Origin of the sequence: Pseudomonas sp. Irchel 3F6 (genome assembly GCF_900187595.1) — a bacterium.
GTDB classification, from domain to species: Bacteria; Pseudomonadota; Gammaproteobacteria; order Pseudomonadales; family Pseudomonadaceae; genus Aquipseudomonas; species Aquipseudomonas siliginis.
In genome coordinates this window covers 321,293-338,708 of the sequence record NZ_FYDP01000003.1, presented here as the reverse complement: position 1 = coordinate 338,708, position 17,416 = coordinate 321,293, and the positions used below count along the sequence as shown (strand labels likewise).

Below are 17,416 nucleotides of genomic sequence, written 5' to 3'. Positions count from 1 at the left end.
TGCTCGCGAAGGCGTCGGCCCAAACATCACAGATTTCAGGGCAACCGCACCAAATCCCCCTTCAAAGCCACCCGGGTAACAAAAACTCCTGCCCGGCACTCGTAGGTATTCAAATCCTTGCGTACACGTTGGTCGTAGTAACTGACGATGTTGACCACCGCATTCGCCCCGACCCGCTTGGCATCAGCCTGCAATTTGATCAGATTCGACTGCAACACCCATTCACACGAAGCCTGATCGCTCTTGTTGAAGCCGTTGGTTTGCAAATCACTGACCACCCCTTGGCGCAGCAACTGCTGAGTGCCCTGCGGCCCGTTGCCGATCAGGTAGAACTTCACACTGCCATCCAGCCGCCCGGCGCGAATGGCGTCCGACAGCACGGTTTCGAAAGGCATGTACATGAGGTTGGTGGCATGGCTGGCACTGGGCAGCAGGGCGATAAGCGCAGCGGCCATCAGGGCTTTCACTTGCATGGTCATCTCCTTTGACGGTGAAAGAGACTGCGAGGGCAGGTGACGGTGCTGCGACCTGCATCAGCGAGTGTAGATGCTGCTGAATCACTGCAAATAAAAAGGGCGCCAAACGGCGCCCTTTGTCGTTTCTGGCGCTTACTGAACCTTCGCCAGATCACCCTTCAACGCAACGCCCGCCATGATCGCGCCGGCGTGGCATTCGTAGGTTTGCGCGTCCTTGCGCTCGTTGCGCTTGTAGAAGCTGACGATGTTGGTCACGGCGTTGGCGCCGGCGTTTTTCGCGGCCTGGTGCAGGCTGATGATTGCCGATTGGGCGACCCACTCGCAGGCGACTTCGTCGGATTTGTTGAAGGCGTTGGTTTTCTTGTTGGTCACGGCGTCGGCGCTGACGACGGTGACTTTGCCGGCCGGGGTGTTGCCGGCCAGATAGAATTTCACGCTGCCATCGATCTTGCCGGAGCGGGTGGCTTCGGCGACGGCTTTGTCGAATGGCAGGTAGACCGCCGTGTCGCGGGCCTGGCTGACCGCTGGCAGGGCGCAGAGCAGCAGGGTAACGGCGGCGAATTTCTTGAAGTGCATGTAGGTCTCCTTGACCTGGATTGATTCGGTTATGCCCAGCGGCGGAAGATCAACGAAGTGTTGACGCCACCGAAAGCGAAGTTGTTGTTCATCACGTAATCGTGGTGCATCTGACGAAACTCGCCGCGCAGGTAATCGAGCTTGCCGCAGTGCGGGTCGACCTCGTCGAGGTTGAAGGTGTGCACGTAACGGTCGCTGTTGAGCATTTCGATGCTGAACCATGACTCCAGCGCACCGCAGGCACCGAGGGTGTGGCCGAGAAAACTCTTCTGCGAGCTGATCGGCATGTGTTCGCCGAACAGGCTGCTGGTGGCCAGGGTTTCGGCGATGTCGCCCTGCTCGGTCGCGGTGCCGTGGCCGTTCACATAGCCGATGGCGTCGGGGCGGAGGCCGGCATCTTCCAGGGCCAGCTCCATGGCGCGGCGCATCGTGGCCTGTTCCGGGCGGGTCGTGTGCTGGCCGTCGGCGTTGCTGCCGAAACCGACGATTTCCGCGTGAATGTGCGCGCCACGGGCGAGGGCGTGTTCCAGCTCCTCAAGCACGAGCATGCCGCCACCTTCACCAATCACCAGACCGTCGCGGCCCTTGTCGTACGGGCGTGGGCTGGTCTGTGGTGCATCGTTTTTCAAGCTGGTGGCGTAGAGCGCGTCAAACACCATGGCTTCAGTCGGGCACAGTTCTTCGGCACCGCCGGCGAGCATCAACGGCAGGCGGCCGAACTTGATTGCTTCGTAGGCGTAGCCGATGCCCTGGCTGCCGCTGGTGCAGGCGCTGGAGGTCGGGATCAGGCGGCCGGTGAGGCCGAAGAAAATGCTGATATTGGCGGCGGTGGTGTGCGGCATCATCCGCACGTAGGAGTTGGCGTTGAGCCCCTCGGCCACCGAGTTGAGCAGCATGTTGCCGAAGGCTTTGATCTCGTCAGTGCTACCGGTAGATGAACCACAAGCGACGCCCATGCGCCCGTCCTTGATCGATTCGTCACCGAGCAGGCCAGCATCGGCCAGAGCCTTTTCTGCTGCGCCGACCGCCAGTCGCGAAACCCGGCCCATGCTGCGCAACTGCTTGCGGGTCCAGTGCGACGGTACGAGAAAATCATCGATAGGCCCGGCCAGACGCGTGTTGAGCTCAGTGAAGCGATCCCACTCGTCCATCCGGCGAATGCCGCTGCGATTGGCCGCGAAATTGCCGGCAATGGTCGGCCAGTCGCTGCCCAGCGAGGTGATGCCGGCCATGCCGGTGACGACGACGCGCTTCATCAGCACAGGCCTCCGTTGACCGCCAGCACCTGGCGGGTGATGTACGAGGCTTCCGCCGACATCAGGAAATTCACCGCAGAGGCCACTTCTTCAGGGGTGCCCATGCGTTGCGCGGGGATCATTTTCATCAGTTCCTCCACCGGCACGTTTTCGTCGAGCATGGCCGTGTCGATCAGGCCAGGGGCGACGCAGTTAACGGTGATTTTGCGCTTGCCCAGCTCGATCGCCAACGCCTTTGCCGCACCGATCACGCCGGCCTTCGAGGCGCTGTAATTGACTTGGCCACGGTTGCCGATCAGGCCCGACACCGAGGTGATGCACACGATGCGTCCGGCGGCGCGACGACGGATCATCGGCATCATCACCGGGTGCAGGACGTTGTAGAAACCGTCGAGGTTGGTGCGCAGGACCACGTCCCAATCGTCATCGCTCAGCGCCGGAAACGCTCCGTCGCGAGTCAGCCCGGCGTTGAGTACCACGCCGTAATAGGCGCCATGGTTTTCGACGTCGGCCTCGAGAATGCTTTTGCAGGTTTCACGGTCGGCGACGTCGAATTGCAGAATGCGTGCGCGGCGACCCAATGCTTCGATTTCGGCCTGCACCGCTTGGGCTTCGGTCATGCCGCTGCGGCAATGCAGGACGATGTCGTGCCCGGCTTGCGCCAGACGCAAGGCAATGGCGCGGCCGATGCCACGGCTGGAGCCGGTGACCAGTACGGATTCAGTCATCGTGCGACTCCTTTGTCTGTTGCAGATATTGGTTGGCATGCGGCGGACGGAACACGTTCAGCCGGGCGCTGGCATGAATGCCGTCACCGTGGATGTGACATTCGAATACGCCCATGCCGTTGTCGTCTTCCAGTGAGCGCAGGCCGTGGATGGTCAGCACGCTGCCAGGCGCAAAGGCTTCGACGTTGCACTCGAATTTGCGCGTGCCGAGGAGAAAGCCCAGCTCCGGCGGATTGCCTTTCTGCCGGGCGTGGCAACCGGCGAAAGCGGCGACGCTCTGCGCCATCAGCTCGACGCCGACCCACGCCGGCAGGCTGCCGTCGGGCAGGTTGAACAGGCCGTCGGGCTTGACCGTGAGGCGGGTGAAAATCTGCTCATCGTCGAAGCGCTCGATCGCGTCGATCAGAATCATGTCGCCGGCATGCGGCAGCAGTTCGGCGAGCGGCCAGTGGCTCATGGGGCGTCTCCGATAATCAGGCTGACGTTGTTGCCGCCGAAGGCAAACGAGTTGCTCATCAGGTAGCGCGGTGCAATGGACGTCAGGCGTTCGCTCGCGGTCACCCACTTGAGCGGCGGCAGCGCGGGATCGGCCTGGCCGTCCCAGATATGCGGCGGTAACGCCTGCTCAGGGTTGTCGGCACTCAGGCTCAGCCAGCAGAACGCCGCTTCCAGCGCGCCAGCCGCGCCGAGGGTGTGGCCGGTCAGCGGCTTGGTTGACGAGCAGGCGACGCCTTGGGGAAACAGCGCCGCGACCGCCAGACTTTCCATCGCGTCGTTGTGCTGGGTGGCGGTGCCGTGCAGGTTCAGGTAGTTGATTTGCCCGGCTTGCAGATGCGCGCGACCAAGGGCTTTTTGCATGGCTTGCAGGGCGCCGCGACCGCTCGGCTCCGGCGCGGAGATATGGTGCGCATCCGAGCTGGCGCCCGCACCCAGCAGGGCGATGCCCGGGCCTTCGTCGCGCTGTTTGCTCATCACGAACAGCACCGCTGCCTCGCCGATATTGATGCCGTTGCGGTTGGCGGAGAACGGATTGCAGCGCTCATCTGAAACGGCTTCCAGCGAAGAGAAACCGTTCAGCGTGAGCTTGCACAGACTGTCGACGCCGCCGCACAGTACCGCGTCGCACAGGCCCAGATCGAGCAGGCGCTGAGCGCTCATCAGCGCGCGGGCGCTGGAGGTACAGGCGGTGGAAATCACGTAGGCCGGGCCGCTCAGTTGCAGCCATTCGGCGAGAAAATTCGCCGGGGCGCCGAGTTCCTGTTGGCGATAGTCGTACTCGCGGGGAAATTGCTGTTCGCGGATGTAATGCGCCAGACCCCGGCTGGCCTCGTCGATGCCTGAGGTGCTGGTGCCGAGCACCACGCCTATGCGCTCGCGGCCGAAGGTCTGGATCGCACGATCGATGTCGTCTCGAATCTGCAGCGCGGCTTCCAGCAGCAGCTGATTGTTGCGACTGCTGTGCTCGACCAGGTCCGCGGGGATCGGCGCCAATTCACCGTGTACGCCGGCGACAGGCAGTTCACGTTCGGCGACCCAGCCGGACTCGCGGCGCATTCCCGAACAGTCTCCGGCAAACAGATTGCGCGCGACTTCAGACTTGTCGCGTCCCAGGGCGCAGATCACGCCTAGGGCATTCAGGTAAGCGGTCATGGCGTCGATTCACCTAACTGGGAAACGCGATATTGCGGGCCTTGGGGCAGATTCAATTGGAAGCTCAACGGTTGTGAATAGCGGATGTTCCAGCGCGCCGGCAGTGAACGCTGATCGGCCTGTTGTCGGGCGTCGGGATAGTTGCGCAGCAGCTCGGCAGGAGGCGTCAGGGCGAACAGCAATGCGGCGAACAACTCCCGCGCTTCCGGGTTCGGCGGCAGCAGACCGTCGGCCTGCCAGTGCCCGTCGATCAGTTGCTGGCGGGCCTGGGGAATGCCCAGCGGATCCATCATCGACCACCGCGTGCCGGCGCCTTCGCGCTGGATCACCAGCAGCCAGTCCTGACGCTGCCCGGCTTGCTCGCGCTCAATGTGCAGTTGCAGCGGCAGAGGCAGCGTCGGGTTGGCCGCTGGTAGCGGTGGCTGGCTGGCGCAGGCACTCAACAGCAAGGCTGACAAAACGATCGCCAGCCATGCAGCAAACCCTGTGGGAGCGAGCCTGCTCGCGAATGCCATCTGACATTCGCCACTTTGGCTGACTGATACACCGCTTTCGCGAGCAGGCTCGCTCCCACAGGGTTTCAGGTGTTCAGATCGATAGCCGTACATCAGACAGATTCCTGCAATGGCTTGCGCGCGACGACGTTTACCAGCGTCTCTTCGCGCTCACCGAATGGCTTGGGTTTGCTCAACCCCAACCGCTCCAGCAAACCAAAATCCTTCGACCGGCTCCACCACAGATACGGGTAGGACACATTGCGCTCGGCAAACTCGAAGCCCTGCTCGCGGATCATCTGCAGGTAGCCGGCGGCGCTCTTCTGCACATGCATCGGATGGCGGAACAGCCAGCGAATCACCCAGGTATCAATGTAAGCCTCGGTGGATTCGGCGAACAGCAGATAGCCGCCTGGCTTGAGCACGCGATAGAACTCGGCCAAGGCCTTTTCCTGCTCGACCAGATGATGGAAGGTCTGGTGGCAGAACAGCAGGTCGACGCTGGCATCGGCGACGTTGAGCGTGGCGCAATCGCTGCCGATCAACTCGACTGGCATGCCCAGGCGGGTGGCCTCTTCGGCGCTGAGTTGCAAACTGTGCGGGTCGGCGTCGACGCCGATCAGTCGCTGCGGGGCGAAGGTCTGACGCAGGTGGCCGAAGGACTTGCCCTGACCGCAACCGGCGTCGAGCAGCACCGGGTGTTCCGGCAGCGGCTCACTGAATAATCCACGCAAATCGTTGATCGCCACGCGCAGCACATGGCGCTGCCAGGTGTGGCTGCGCAAGAACCAGAGACCGAAGCGGGTTTCCTCGACGTAACTGTCGCTCAAGTAATTCATGAGGCGTCCTGCGCGCAGAGTTGGGAAATCATCTTCAGCCGGCGCCGCGCTTCACTGACGAACGGGTTGCGCTCGTCCCAGGCGTAACCGGCGAGGATCGAGCAGATCATCCGGCGAATTTCCGCTTGGCTGTCCTCATAGAAAATCACGTCCTGGAAGGTGCCGGCGTACCAGCCTTCGACGTAGCAACGGAAGGTATCGACGCCGCGTTTCAACGGTTCGGCAAATTCGCTTTGCCAGTCCACCGTTTCACCCTGCAACTGACGGTGCAGCACGCCGGCAGCCATGCTCGCCGAACGCATGGCGATGGTCACGCCGGAGGAGAACACCGGGTCGAGGAATTCTGCGGCGTTGCCCAGCAGCGCAAAGCCCGGGCCGTGCAGGGTTTTCACGTTGGCCGCATAGCCGCCGAGGGTGCGCGCCGGGGTGTCCCAGACCGCGTTGTTCAGAACCGCGGCGAGGCTTGGCGTCTCGGCGATAAAACTGCGCAGGCAGGCATCGAGATCGCTGTCGCGGCTCTGGAAATGTTCCTCAGCCGCGACCACGCCCACCGAGCAGCGGCCGTTGCTGAAGGGGATGGTCCAGAACCACACATCGCGATGCTCGGGATGGGTGGTGACGAGGATCTTTTCACGGTCGAACGCCGGGTTGTCGATGTGATCTTCGACATGGGTGAACACGGCCTGACGCACCGGGAAATTCGAAGGTGCTTCGAGGTCGAGCAAGCGCGACAGCACGCGGCCGTAGCCGCTGGCGTCCAGGACGAAATCGGCTTCGACGCGGTACTCGCTGCCATCTTCGCGGCGCACATCGAGTTGTGGTTTCGCCTGATCGAAATCGACGCTGACAATCGCATCGCCATAACGGATTTCCGCACCTTGCAATGCTGCTTGATCGGCCAGCAACTTGTCGAAATCGGCGCGCTGCACCTGGAACGTGGTCGGCTTGCCGGCGGTGAAAGTGTCGCCAAAATCGAAAGCGCTGTAGCGCTCGCCCCAGGCAAACGCCGCGCCGGTCTTGCGCTGGAACCCGGCTGCGTTGACGGCGTCGAGCATGCCGGCTTCTTCAACGAAGTCCAGGCAGTGGCTGAGCAGGCTTTCGCCGATGGAGAAGCGTGGGAAGTGCTGGCGCTCGAGCACCAGCACATCGTGGCCCTTGCGCTTGAGCAGGGCAGCGGCGATAGCACCGGACGGGCCGGCACCGATGATCACGACCTGACGGGATTCCATTTCAACGATTGGCACGTGAGCTCCGGGGCAGAGGACTGTTCAGATTCAGGGGCGCGCGATGCAGGCCGATCAGGGCCGGCAGCAGCGTCGCGATCAGGCCCATCAGCATCAGCGCGAAATACAGCGCCGGGGTGATGAGCTGTTGTTGCAACAACAGATTGAGAAAGACGATTTCGCTCAGGCCGCGAATGTTCAGCAGTACGCTTTCGCGCCAGCGGCTGGCACCCGCGAACGAGGCTCCAGCCCAACCGAGGCCGAGCCAGTTGCCGAGCAGTTTACTGGCAATCGGCAACAGCAGCAGCGCCGCCCATTGCCCGGCGTCGAGGCTGGCGAGGGCGCTGTGGACGTCGATCTGGACGATGCCGAGCGTGAGGATCAGCGGGATTGCGATCCACGTCTGCAAACGGCTCATCCAGCGTGCCGGCAACGGCAGCACCAACGGCACTTTCAGCAGCGCCATGCACAGCAGATAGCCGATGCCGAAAATCAGCGCGTTGAGTTTGTAATGCTCGGCCATGACCAGCAACGCGAAGAAGCCGAGGCTGTAAGTCAGCGGGCGACGCACGCGCAGCAGGTGCAAAAGCAGCGGCACGCCGGCCATGGCCACGGGCAGCAACAGGCTGCTCAGGTACAGGCTGCCCTGGGCGAGGCCGAACAGCGTCCAGCAGGTCAGATCGATAAGGATCGCTGTTTGCACCAGACGCCGCGTGGCAGCGGGCGGGTAATCGATGTGACGCAGATACAGGTACAACACCGGGATCGCGGTAATCGCGAAGACCAGTCCGATGGCCAATGCGTTGAGCCACGGCTGCGACGGCAGCAACCAGTACGCAACCGCCAGCCCGCAAGCGAACGGCACAGCGAAACTCGGTATAGCGATTTTCACGCTCTGGCGATCCAGACGCAGATCGATGACATCGCTGAGGATATGCCCGAGCAGCAAGGCGAAGCTCAGGCTGTAGAGGTTTTTCAGCCAGTCCGGGGCGATCAGTTGTGCGCCGCTGAGCTGCCAGCCCGGCTCGATCCAGAAATACATCAGCAACGGCAAACCGAAGCTCGCCAGCAGCAACTGACTGACGATCGGAATCAGGCCGAAGTGACGGCCGACACGAGTCGCCAGCGCAAACAGCGCCAAGGCCAGCAACCAGAAGCCGAAGACCATCATGCCGCTGGCTCCGCAACCGGTTCATGGCGCCCGGCCCACGGCGCGAGCATGAAGCTGAACGCCAGGCCGAGGCTCACCGACAGGCCGAAATTACTCACCGCCGGGGTGCTGGACACCGCTAGCAGGCCGAACGACAGCCACGTCGTCACTGCTGCAAGCAAGGTGCCGAGCAGGCTCACCGCCGCGCCGCCCACCTGTTCGCGCATGAGGATTGCATAGTCGACACTGATCGCCGTCACCAACAGCAGGCCGAACAGGCTGAACAGGGTCAGCGGCTGACCGAGCCAGCCAAGGCTGGCCAGACTGCACAGCGCCGCCAGCAGCGGCAGGGCGACGATACGCAGGGCGCCGGTCAGGCCGAACGGCAGGATCAGCACCAGCACGATCAACACGCAGGAGGCCAGTTTCAGTTCGGCGGCGCTGATCTGCGTGGCGGCGAACACCTTGTTCAGATCACCGAGGCGATCGACCAGCACCACCCCCGGCAAATCGAGCGCCTGCACGCGCAACAACGACGGATTGTTCAAGCCCTGCAGGCTGGTGATTGCCGCAACGCCGTCTTCAGTCGGGCCAAGCCATAGCGTGCGATACGGCTCGCCGAGCGGGCCGGCCAGCGCGGCGTCGATGTCTTCGGCGGGCAGGGTCTGCAACTGCTGCAATTCATTTTGCAACGCAGCCACCGGCACGCCGAGATCGAGCAGCGGTTGCCAGACCGACGGCAGCCTGTTCAGTGATTCGCGCACTTGCTGTTGCTGGCTCGGCGCGCTGACCAGTTGATCAAGGGCCAGATAGCCTTGCAGTTTGTCGAGGTTGACCAGTTGCTGCAGCCGTTCGCTCAGCGCTGCCTGGCGCTCAAGCAATTGCTCCTGATTGGCAGCGCGGATCAGGAAGAACTGGCTGGTCGGTTGAAAACCGGTGATGCGCGCGATGGTCTGCGCTTCGTCGGTCAGATGCTGCGGCGCGCCAACCCATTGGCGAATGTCGTTTTTGCTCTGCAACTGCATCAGTCCGCCGACGCAGAAGGCGATCAGCAGGGCCAGCAGCGCGGGCGTGCGTATGCAACCGAGCAACGCCTCACGCAGATGAATCAGGCGCTCGGCCAGACGCAGCGGCCATTGCGCCGGGCGCAGTTCGACATTTTTCAGCAGCGCCGGCAGCAGGCAGACCGCCGACAGATAGGCGCCGAGCAAACCGGCGGCGGAGAACACCGCGATCTGCGTCAGCGCCGGGAACGGTGTCCACGCCAGCGCCAGGTAGCCGATAACGCTGGTGATCAGGCTCAGGGTCAGCCCCGGCAACGTCAGGCGCAGGGCCGGCCAGCTGCGCCACGGCTTGAGGCTCCAGCTCTTGGACAGATAGTGCAGCGGGTAATCGACGGCGACGCCGATCAGACTCGAACCGAGCACCAGCGTCATCACATGCATGTGGCCGAACAGCGCCACGCAGGCCACCGCGCCGAACAGCATGCCGACCAGCACCGGAACAAATGCCAGCAGCACGCCCCAGCGGCGAAACGCCAACAGCAGCAACAGCAGAATGCCAACCGTCGCACCACCGCCGACCCAGGTCATTTCGCGGGTGGCTTGTTGCTGGCCGTTGGCGGCGTAGAGCAGGCCACTGGCGGCGAGCAACTGCACGTCGCCTTTCGCCGCCTGTTCGCGGCTGTGCTGGAGCAGATCCGCAACTTGCAGCGGCAGGTTCATATCGAAGGCATTGCCGGTGGTGCGCGCACGCAGCATCACCCAGCTCTTGCCGTCGGCATCGGCGACCAGTGCGCCGCTGCCAATGTCCAGTTGCACTGCGCCATGTTTCGGCTGGCTGTTCTGGATGCGCCCGGTCAGGCCCAGCCAGTCGTCCTGGCTTGGCACCAGGGTGAAGCCGTTGAACGGATCGAACAGCGCCTGTACTCGCTGCTGGATGAACGCGTCGGGGTGCTTGCTGAGTAGCTGCCGATCATCCGCCGAGAGCATCGCAAGGCGTCCTTGCAGCAATTGCTTGCGCAGCGCCGGCAAGTCGGCTTGCAGGTTCCACTGCACGGTTTCGAACAGACCGCTGGCCTGCCATTGTTCGCCCAGTTGTTGGGCCATGGTCAGCGCTTGCTGGCGATCGGCGTGGCCGACCAGCACCAGCATTTCGCGATTGAGCGGTTCTTGCATGCGCTGTTCGGCGCGCAACTCCAGCGCGTCTGGATTGGTCCCGGGTACCAGCTCCATGAGATTGGCCGACAGCGGCGCACCGTCGCGCCACTGCCAGGCACCCAGCGCGACGACGGCCAGCAGCAGGCTCAGAAACAGCCAGGGCAGCTTGCGTTCACTCGGCAAAGTCATGTTGCTCCGCTTCGCTCAAGGGTTGCTCGGCCGTGCTGTCCTGCATGCGCAGCAGGGTGCTGTCGCCTTGGGTTTCCAGCAGCTCGATGGTTTGCACAAGGGCGCCGCCATCGATATTGATCTGCTGGAACACTTGCTTGAGCAGCATCGAACGCGGCGTCAGGGTCAGTTGCCACTGCTGCGCCGTGCCGCTCAGGGCCAGTTCGAAATCGCGCTGCAAACCGCTGCTGTCACCTTGCAGCACAGCGAGAAACAAACGGTTCTGCTCGGCACCGGCGCTCTTGTTCGGCAGGAGTTGCCAGCCGTTGGTGTCACGGCGGGCGATGCCATCGGCGGTGATGCGGTAATCCTGTTGCAGCGGGGTTTTCAACAGCCACAGCAGGCCATGATTTTTCGCGAGGACGAAGCTGCCCTTGCTGATCAGCGGCTGCGGCAGGGCGCGCAGGTGTTTTTCCTGAGTGAACTGGCCGTGGATAACATCCGGTTTCGCCAGTTGTTCACTGAGTTGTTGCAGGTCGAAGGCATTGGCCCATGACGACACGGCCAGCAGCGTCAACGCGCCGAGGCTTCTGAAAAACACATTCATCGCAGCATCCTTTCCACGGCATCGGTGAAGACTTTGGGTGAAGCCAGTTGCATCTCGCGGCTGCTGACCTCGACAGCGACCTGCACGGAGCTTGCGCGGGTCAGGCGTTCGCCGGTCTGCAGGTCGGTGATCAGGTAATTGATCTTCAGACGGTTTTCCCACTCGACCAGACTGGCGCGCACGTTCAGCCGCTGGCCGAACACCGCGCTGCGCACGTAGCGCAGTTGCAGGTCGATGATCGGCCAGGCGTAACCCGACTCGACCATGTGCGTGTAGTTGTGGCCGATCTTGTCCAGCAACGCGCAGCGCGCGACTTCGAGGTATTTGACGTAATGGCCGTGCCAGACCACGTGCATGGTGTCGACGTCGAAAAACGGCACCAGAATCTCGGTATCGGCGTGAAGCACTCCGGCACTACGCATGCAGCCTCCAGTGTTGCGCGGCGATGCGTTGCAGGCACAGGCGCAGTTCGCCTTCCAGGGCGCGGTCTTCGATGACCGGCGGGAAGTCCTTGCCCAGCTCTTCGTGCATCGCTGCCAGTGCCGGCGGCAGCGGGCGCGCATCGGCGGCTTGAGCGCGCAGCCACACGCCCTGATTGGCGGCGAGCAGGGTGGCGGCGGCGACCTGTTCGGTCAGCTCCAGCACGCGAATCGCATCACGGGCGGCGATGGTGCCCATGCTCACCTTGTCCTGGTTGTGGCACTCGGTGGAGCGCGAGAACACGCTGGCCGGCATGGTGTTTTTCAGTGCTTCGGCGGTCCAGGCGCTGGTGCCGATCTGCACCGCTTTGAAGCCGTGGTTGATCATGGCCCGATCGGCGGGTGCGCCGGACAGGTTGCTCGGCAAGCCGTGGTTGTAACGCTCGTCGACCAGCAACGCCAGTTGCCGATCGAGCAGATCGGCGACGTTGGCCACGAGGTTTTTCAGGCTGTCCATGGCAAAGGCAATGTGCCCGCCGTAGAAGTGCCCGCCATGCAGAACGCGCTCGGCTTCGGCATCGATAATCGGGTTGTCGTTGGCACTGTTCAGTTCGGTTTCGATGAAACCGCGCAGCCAGTTCAGGCTGTCCGCCAGCACGCCGAGCACATGCGGCGCGCAACGCAGCGAGTAACGATCCTGCAGACGATGCAGTGGCGCGGTCGGCGCGTCGATCGCCAGATCCTTGCGCAGCCACGCGGCGACCTGCATCTGCCCCGGGTGCGGTTTGGCGGCGAACAGGCGTTCGTCGAAGTGCTCCGGGTTGCCTTGCAGCGCGACGACGTTGAGCGCGGTGATGCGCGTGGCCAGTTGCAGCAGATAATCGGCGCGAGCGAAGGCGAGACAGGCGAGGCCGGTCATCACCGCTGTGCCGTTCATCAGCGCCAGCGCCTCTTTCGGGCGCAGCACCAGCGGTGTCCAGCCGAGCTCGCGATGCACGTCGGCAGCCTGACGACGTTCGCCACGGAACAGCACTTCGCGCTCGCCGGACAGGGTTGCGGCGACATAGGACAACGGCGTCAGATCGCCGCTGGCACCCACCGAACCCTCTTCGGGAATCAGCGGCAGGATGTCGTATTCGAGAAACGCGTGCAGACGCTCGAGCAGTTCGACGCGCACCCCGGAAACGCCGTGGCACAACGACTGCAAACGCGCCGCCAGCACCGCGCGGGTTGCCTGCGCGTCGAGCAGTTTGCCCAGGCCGCAACCATGAAAGGTGTAGAGATGACGCGGCAGCGCCTCGACGTGATGCAGCGGCACCGCGACCACGCAGGAATCGCCGTAACCGGTGGTGACGCCGTAGATCACGCCTTCCTTGTCCAGCAGCGAATCGAGAAACCGCGCGCCTTTGGCGATGCGCTCGCGATAGTCGGCGTCAGCCTGCAATTGCACGGGCGCCTGACGGTTGGCCAGGGCCAGCACGTCTTCGATGCGCAAAGGGCGTTCGCCGAAGGTTACCGGCTCATGGGTTGGCGTCGTCATCGGTCTTCCAGAAAGGGTAAAAGTTGAACCATTGCTGCGGGGCTTCGAGGCAATAGTGACTCAGGCGCTGCGCGTAGCGGGTGGCCCACTGATGAATGACCTGCTCGCGCTCGCGGCGTGTCCACACCACCGCGTCGGCGAACGGTTCGAGAGTCAGGCGATAGTGGCCGTCGGGTTGCTTGAGGCACATCAGCAGATTGACCGGGCACTTGAGCAGGCCGGCCAGTAACCACGGGCCTTGCGGAAATGGCGCCGGATGGCCGAGAAAGTCCACCGTCACGCTGCGCCCGCCGTGCAGCGGCACGCGGTCACCGGCAATCGCCAGCCACTCGCCGCGTTCCAGCCGTTCATGCAGTTGCAGCATGATCACCGGGTCGAGTTCGCTGACCTGAATCAGGCGCAGATTGGTCGCCCCGGCCTCGCCAAGCAAGCGGTTGAATTGCTCGGCGTGCTTGGTGTGCACCAGCACGTTCATGGTGACCTTTTCGCCGATCTCCGCCAGCGCCCGGCAGACTTCGAGATTGCCCAGATGTGCGCCGACCAGCAGTTGCCCGCGACTGCCGCGCAACTGCTTGCGCAGCAGCGCCGGGTCGATGATTTCGATCTGCTCGATGCTCAGCTTACCGTTCCACACGTCGAGCTTGTCGAGCAGCGAATCGGCGAAGGTCATGAACTGGCCGAACACCCGCCAGTGGCTCGGACGCAGGTCGTCGCGCTGGCTCCACGCGGCCAGCCGCTGCTGGTACTGCCAGGCACTGCGCCGGGCGATCCGGCCGAACAAAAAGAAATACAGGACGATGGCGTACAGCAACGGGCTGAGCAGGCGCCGTCCGAGGACTCTGGCGGCGAACGCGGTGAATTTCATCAGCAGGAAACTGCCGCGCTCTTCGCGGTCGGCCCAGTGCTTTTTGTCGACTTCTTCGCTCATGGTTTCCACCGCCGCCAGAGGATCACCGGCCAACGCAGCAACATGCCGAAGAACAGCCGCGTGTGCATGCTGGAAATCAGCGCGTTGTCGTGGAACAGGCGAAAGTGCGACACGCCGTCCAGCGGGTAATGCACGCTGGTCTGCAGCCAGCGCATCGGCTGATTGCGCCAGGCCAGCCGCACAAGAATGTCCGAGTCGAAATCCATGCGCTTGCCGACTTTGGCCGAGTCGATCACGGCCAGAGTTGGCGCCAGCGGGTAGACGCGGAAGCCGCACATCGAATCGCGAATCTGCAACGACAGGGTGTTGATCCAGACCATCACGTGGGTCAGGTAGCGCGCGTACAAACGCCCTTTCGGCACGCTCTCGTCGAACAGTGGATAGCCACAGATCATCGCCTCGGGATGGCCGCGGGATTCGCCGACGAAGCGCGCGACGTCATGCAAATCGTGCTGGCCGTCGGCATCGACCTGCAAGGCATGGCTGTAACCCAGACGCGAGGCTTCACGCAGACCGGTCATCACCGCGCCGCCCTTGCCCTGATTGGCCGTCAGGCGCACCAGAAAAACCCTGTCGCGCTCGGCCAGGGTGTCGAGCACCCGCGCGCAGGATGGCTCGCTGGCATCGTCCACCAGAATGCACGGCAGGCCTTGTGCGAGCAGGGCATCGACCACGGTGGTGATCGCGGTTTCGTGGTTGTATACCGGGATTACGGCGCAGGGGTTATGCATGGGCAGGCCCCAGGAGAATGCGTCCGCTGGAACACGTCGCCGTGTCGTTGCGATAAGCGAAATACAACTTGCCGCGCTCGGCATCGAAACGCAGATGCAGCTGGATTTCATCACCCGGGCGCACCAGTTGCTGGAATTTCAGCACTTCCATTCCGGCAAATGCGCCGTCCAGCTTCAGCAACTGCCGACCCAGATTCAGCGCCCATTCCACCTGCACCACACCGGGCAACACCGGTGCCTTGGGAAAGTGTCCGCTGAAGTAGGCCAGGTCCGGCGGCACGCTGAGTTGCAGGCTCCACTCGCCGTCGCTTGCGCTTTGCTCCAGCACTTCGGGGACTTTCGGCCGTGCGGCCAGCAGCAATGCTTCGACGTCGGCTTGCGCCAGTTTGCCCTGGCTGTTCAACGGCATCTGCCGCAGCAGGCGCCAGCGCCGGGGCAGGGCGAGGGCTTCGCAATGCTGGCTCAAATGTTTGCGCAGGGTTTCGGTCAGGTCGCGGCGACCGTGCTCGCGCAGGGCGAACAGGCCCGATTCGCTGAGCACCAGCAGCGCACCGAGCGAAGCGCGGTTTTCCTGCACGACACCGAGGCGCGCTTCGGCGACCCAGTCATGGGCTGCCAAGGCCTGCTCGAGCATCGGCAACGAGATGCGTTTTTCTTCCAGTTTGACGATGCGGTCGAGCCGTCCCAGCAGTTCGAAGCGACCATCGGCGGCAATGCGCGCGGCATCGGCGCTGTGTTCAACATGGCCGGCAGGCAGGTAAGGCGAGGCGATCAGCAGGGCGCCGTCGCTGTCCTGGCTCAGTTCGACGCCAGCAAACGGCCGCCACAACGAATCGCCCTGACGCCAGGCGATGCCGCCGGTTTCCGAGCTGCCGAGGATTTCTGTCGGCCATTGCTGCAAGCGCTGTTGCAGACTTTGCGCCGCTTCCGGCGGTAACGCGCCCCCGGAGGAAAACACCCGGCGCACCGCGCTCAGGGCCGGCCAGTCGAGGTTGTCGCCCATGCGCTTGAGCAGCGCTGGGCTGGCGACCCAGGCAAAGGCCGGATGCTCGCGGCTGGCGCGTTGCAGGTCTTCGGAAAAGGCCAGTTGCCGGCGCACGAACGGACGCCCGGCGCACAAGGGCCACAACACGCGAAACAGCAGGCCATAGATGTGTTGGGTGGCGACACTGCCGATGATGCAGGCTTCACCGAGGTCTGCGCCCCACAACTGTTCCAGCGCTTCGACCTCGTTGGCCAATTGGCGCAGGGTCTTGTCGATGCGCTTGGGCTCGCCGCTGGAGCCGGAAGTGCACAGGCTCAGTCGGCATTGATCGAGATCCAGTTGTGCACCGGGCAGTTCGGGCTGAGTGAAGTCGTCCAACTGTGCATCGCCCGGCTGATCGGTCAGCCATAGATCGACTTCCTGCGACCAGCGCTGACGCGTCTGCGCTTGCAGATCCGCCGGCAGCAACACGCTGACGCCGGCACGCCACGCGCCGAGCAGGGCGATGGCGAGGTCGGCGGCATCTTCCAGATGCACGGCCAGCCTTTTCACGCCTTGGCTTTGCAGACCCGCGGCGACGCTCAGGGCCTGCGCTCGCAGTTGCGTGTGATCGAGTGCCGGCGCTTGGCAGATCGCCCGTGCCGGCAGTGCCTTGAGCAACAGCTGCTCAAGTTTTATCCAATTCATGTACGGCCTCTTACCCGTTGTCGTATCAGCCATTCAATGGCAAACATCAGGCCGATCAATCCGTAGGAGATCAGGCCGGTGTACAACATCCACCAATCCAGCGGCGCCCACAGGGTGAGGAGGGCGGCGCACAAACCGTTGCAGAAGAAAAACACGCTCCAGGCCAGTGTGACCTTGCGTGTGTAGCGAACGGCAACCTCCGGCAGCTCCGGCTCACGCAAGCGCGCCAGACGCTCGACCATCGGCGGGCCGAATTTCAGGCTTGCGCCGAACAGCACCAGCATGAATGCGCTGATCAGCACCGGGTACCAGCGCAGCAGCTGCGGGCTGTCGAACACCGCCAGCAGCAGGCAGAAAACCATCGCCACGCACGCCATCCACAGGCTGCCCGGCTTGCGTTCGCCGGTCAGGGCTCGCGCCAGCCACAGGCTGCCCAACAGCAGCGCAAATTGCCACGGGGCGAAATGCTCCATGCCGAAATACACCGCAAAGGGGTACAGCAGACCGGCCAGCAGCAGGCCCAGGCCGATCAGTCGGCTCATGCGGCCGGTTGAACCAGACGGAACACCGCTTCGACCACGTCACCGACGGTGCGCACCGATTTGAACTCTTCGGCGGCGATTTTCTTGCCGGTCTGGCGTTTGATGTGATCGATCAGGTCGACCGCATCGATGCTGTCGATTTCCAGATCCTGATACAGATTGGACTCTAGGTTCACACGGGCCGGATCCAGCTCGAACAGCTCGACCAGGGCATCGCGCAGGGTGTTGAAAATATCGTCACGAGTTTGCATGGTCCGG

At 63.2% G+C, this 17,416-nt stretch carries 19 protein-coding genes; all 19 read right to left on the bottom strand.

The window, feature by feature from the left end; all coding sequences use genetic code 11:
* Window positions 1-35: 35 nt before the first annotated feature.
* Window positions 36-473: an excinuclease gene (locus CKW30_RS13150; RefSeq protein WP_095181024.1), complete on the bottom strand. Its 438-nt coding sequence runs from the start codon at window positions 471-473 to the stop codon at window positions 36-38.
* 135 nt (window positions 474-608) lie between these two features.
* Complete coding sequence (locus CKW30_RS13145) at window positions 609-1,052, bottom strand: excinuclease (RefSeq protein WP_095181023.1); 444 nt, start codon at window positions 1,050-1,052, stop codon at window positions 609-611.
* Between the two features lie 29 nt (window positions 1,053-1,081).
* A complete protein-coding gene (locus CKW30_RS13140; RefSeq protein ID WP_095181022.1) occupies window positions 1,082-2,308 on the bottom strand; it encodes a beta-ketoacyl-ACP synthase in 1,227 nt (408 codons plus the stop codon).
* Window positions 2,308-3,036 carry a 3-oxoacyl-ACP reductase FabG gene (gene fabG, locus CKW30_RS13135; RefSeq protein ID WP_041477582.1) on the bottom strand — a complete coding sequence of 243 codons (729 nt, stop codon included), beginning with the start codon at window positions 3,034-3,036 and terminating at the stop codon, window positions 2,308-2,310. Before fabG ends, CKW30_RS13140 begins: the two co-directional genes overlap by 1 nt.
* Window positions 3,029-3,493, bottom strand: a complete 465-nt coding sequence (locus CKW30_RS13130) for a hotdog family protein (RefSeq protein WP_056787367.1) — start codon at window positions 3,491-3,493, stop codon at window positions 3,029-3,031. Before CKW30_RS13130 ends, fabG begins: the two co-directional genes overlap by 8 nt.
* On the bottom strand, window positions 3,490-4,686 hold the full coding sequence (locus tag CKW30_RS13125; protein WP_095181021.1) for a beta-ketoacyl-[acyl-carrier-protein] synthase family protein: 1,197 nt from the start codon (window positions 4,684-4,686) through the stop codon (window positions 3,490-3,492). The genes CKW30_RS13130 and CKW30_RS13125 overlap by 4 nt, the downstream gene beginning before the upstream one ends.
* A complete protein-coding gene (locus tag CKW30_RS13120) occupies window positions 4,683-5,294 on the bottom strand; it encodes a hypothetical protein (RefSeq protein WP_177434212.1) in 612 nt (203 codons plus the stop codon). Before CKW30_RS13120 ends, CKW30_RS13125 begins: the two co-directional genes overlap by 4 nt.
* Window positions 5,294-6,019 carry a class I SAM-dependent methyltransferase gene (locus CKW30_RS13115; protein ID WP_095181020.1) on the bottom strand — a complete coding sequence of 242 codons (726 nt, stop codon included), beginning with the start codon at window positions 6,017-6,019 and terminating at the stop codon, window positions 5,294-5,296. The genes CKW30_RS13120 and CKW30_RS13115 overlap by 1 nt, the downstream gene beginning before the upstream one ends.
* Window positions 6,016-7,263, bottom strand: a complete 1,248-nt coding sequence (locus tag CKW30_RS13110) for an NAD(P)/FAD-dependent oxidoreductase (protein WP_095181019.1) — start codon at window positions 7,261-7,263, stop codon at window positions 6,016-6,018. Before CKW30_RS13110 ends, CKW30_RS13115 begins: the two co-directional genes overlap by 4 nt.
* Window positions 7,250-8,413, bottom strand: a complete 1,164-nt coding sequence (locus CKW30_RS13105) for a sodium:proton antiporter (RefSeq protein WP_095181018.1) — start codon at window positions 8,411-8,413, stop codon at window positions 7,250-7,252. Before CKW30_RS13105 ends, CKW30_RS13110 begins: the two co-directional genes overlap by 14 nt.
* The gene (locus CKW30_RS13100) at window positions 8,410-10,740 is read right to left on the bottom strand and encodes an MMPL family transporter (protein WP_095181017.1); all 2,331 of its coding nucleotides are present in this window, start codon (window positions 10,738-10,740) and stop codon (window positions 8,410-8,412) included. Before CKW30_RS13100 ends, CKW30_RS13105 begins: the two co-directional genes overlap by 4 nt.
* Window positions 10,724-11,326, bottom strand: a complete 603-nt coding sequence (locus tag CKW30_RS13095) for an outer membrane lipoprotein carrier protein LolA (RefSeq protein WP_095181016.1) — start codon at window positions 11,324-11,326, stop codon at window positions 10,724-10,726. Before CKW30_RS13095 ends, CKW30_RS13100 begins: the two co-directional genes overlap by 17 nt.
* The gene (locus CKW30_RS13090; RefSeq protein ID WP_016772031.1) at window positions 11,323-11,748 is read right to left on the bottom strand and encodes a thioesterase family protein; all 426 of its coding nucleotides are present in this window, start codon (window positions 11,746-11,748) and stop codon (window positions 11,323-11,325) included. Before CKW30_RS13090 ends, CKW30_RS13095 begins: the two co-directional genes overlap by 4 nt.
* A complete protein-coding gene (hutH, locus tag CKW30_RS13085; RefSeq protein ID WP_095181015.1) occupies window positions 11,741-13,285 on the bottom strand; it encodes a histidine ammonia-lyase in 1,545 nt (514 codons plus the stop codon). Before hutH ends, CKW30_RS13090 begins: the two co-directional genes overlap by 8 nt.
* Complete coding sequence (locus CKW30_RS13080; RefSeq protein ID WP_095181014.1) at window positions 13,266-14,213, bottom strand: glycosyl transferase; 948 nt, start codon at window positions 14,211-14,213, stop codon at window positions 13,266-13,268. Before CKW30_RS13080 ends, hutH begins: the two co-directional genes overlap by 20 nt.
* Entirely contained in the window at window positions 14,210-14,944 is a 735-nt protein-coding gene (locus CKW30_RS13075; RefSeq protein ID WP_056787395.1) for a glycosyltransferase family 2 protein, read from the bottom strand. The genes CKW30_RS13080 and CKW30_RS13075 overlap by 4 nt, the downstream gene beginning before the upstream one ends.
* A complete protein-coding gene (locus CKW30_RS13070) occupies window positions 14,937-16,616 on the bottom strand; it encodes an acyl-CoA synthetase family protein (RefSeq protein ID WP_095181013.1) in 1,680 nt (559 codons plus the stop codon). The genes CKW30_RS13075 and CKW30_RS13070 overlap by 8 nt, the downstream gene beginning before the upstream one ends.
* Window positions 16,613-17,158 carry a hypothetical protein gene (locus CKW30_RS13065; protein ID WP_095181012.1) on the bottom strand — a complete coding sequence of 182 codons (546 nt, stop codon included), beginning with the start codon at window positions 17,156-17,158 and terminating at the stop codon, window positions 16,613-16,615. The genes CKW30_RS13070 and CKW30_RS13065 overlap by 4 nt, the downstream gene beginning before the upstream one ends.
* Window positions 17,155-17,409, bottom strand: coding sequence for an acyl carrier protein (locus tag CKW30_RS13060; protein WP_056787400.1), 255 nt, complete (start codon window positions 17,407-17,409; stop codon window positions 17,155-17,157). Before CKW30_RS13060 ends, CKW30_RS13065 begins: the two co-directional genes overlap by 4 nt.
* Window positions 17,410-17,416: the final 7 nt, after the last annotated feature.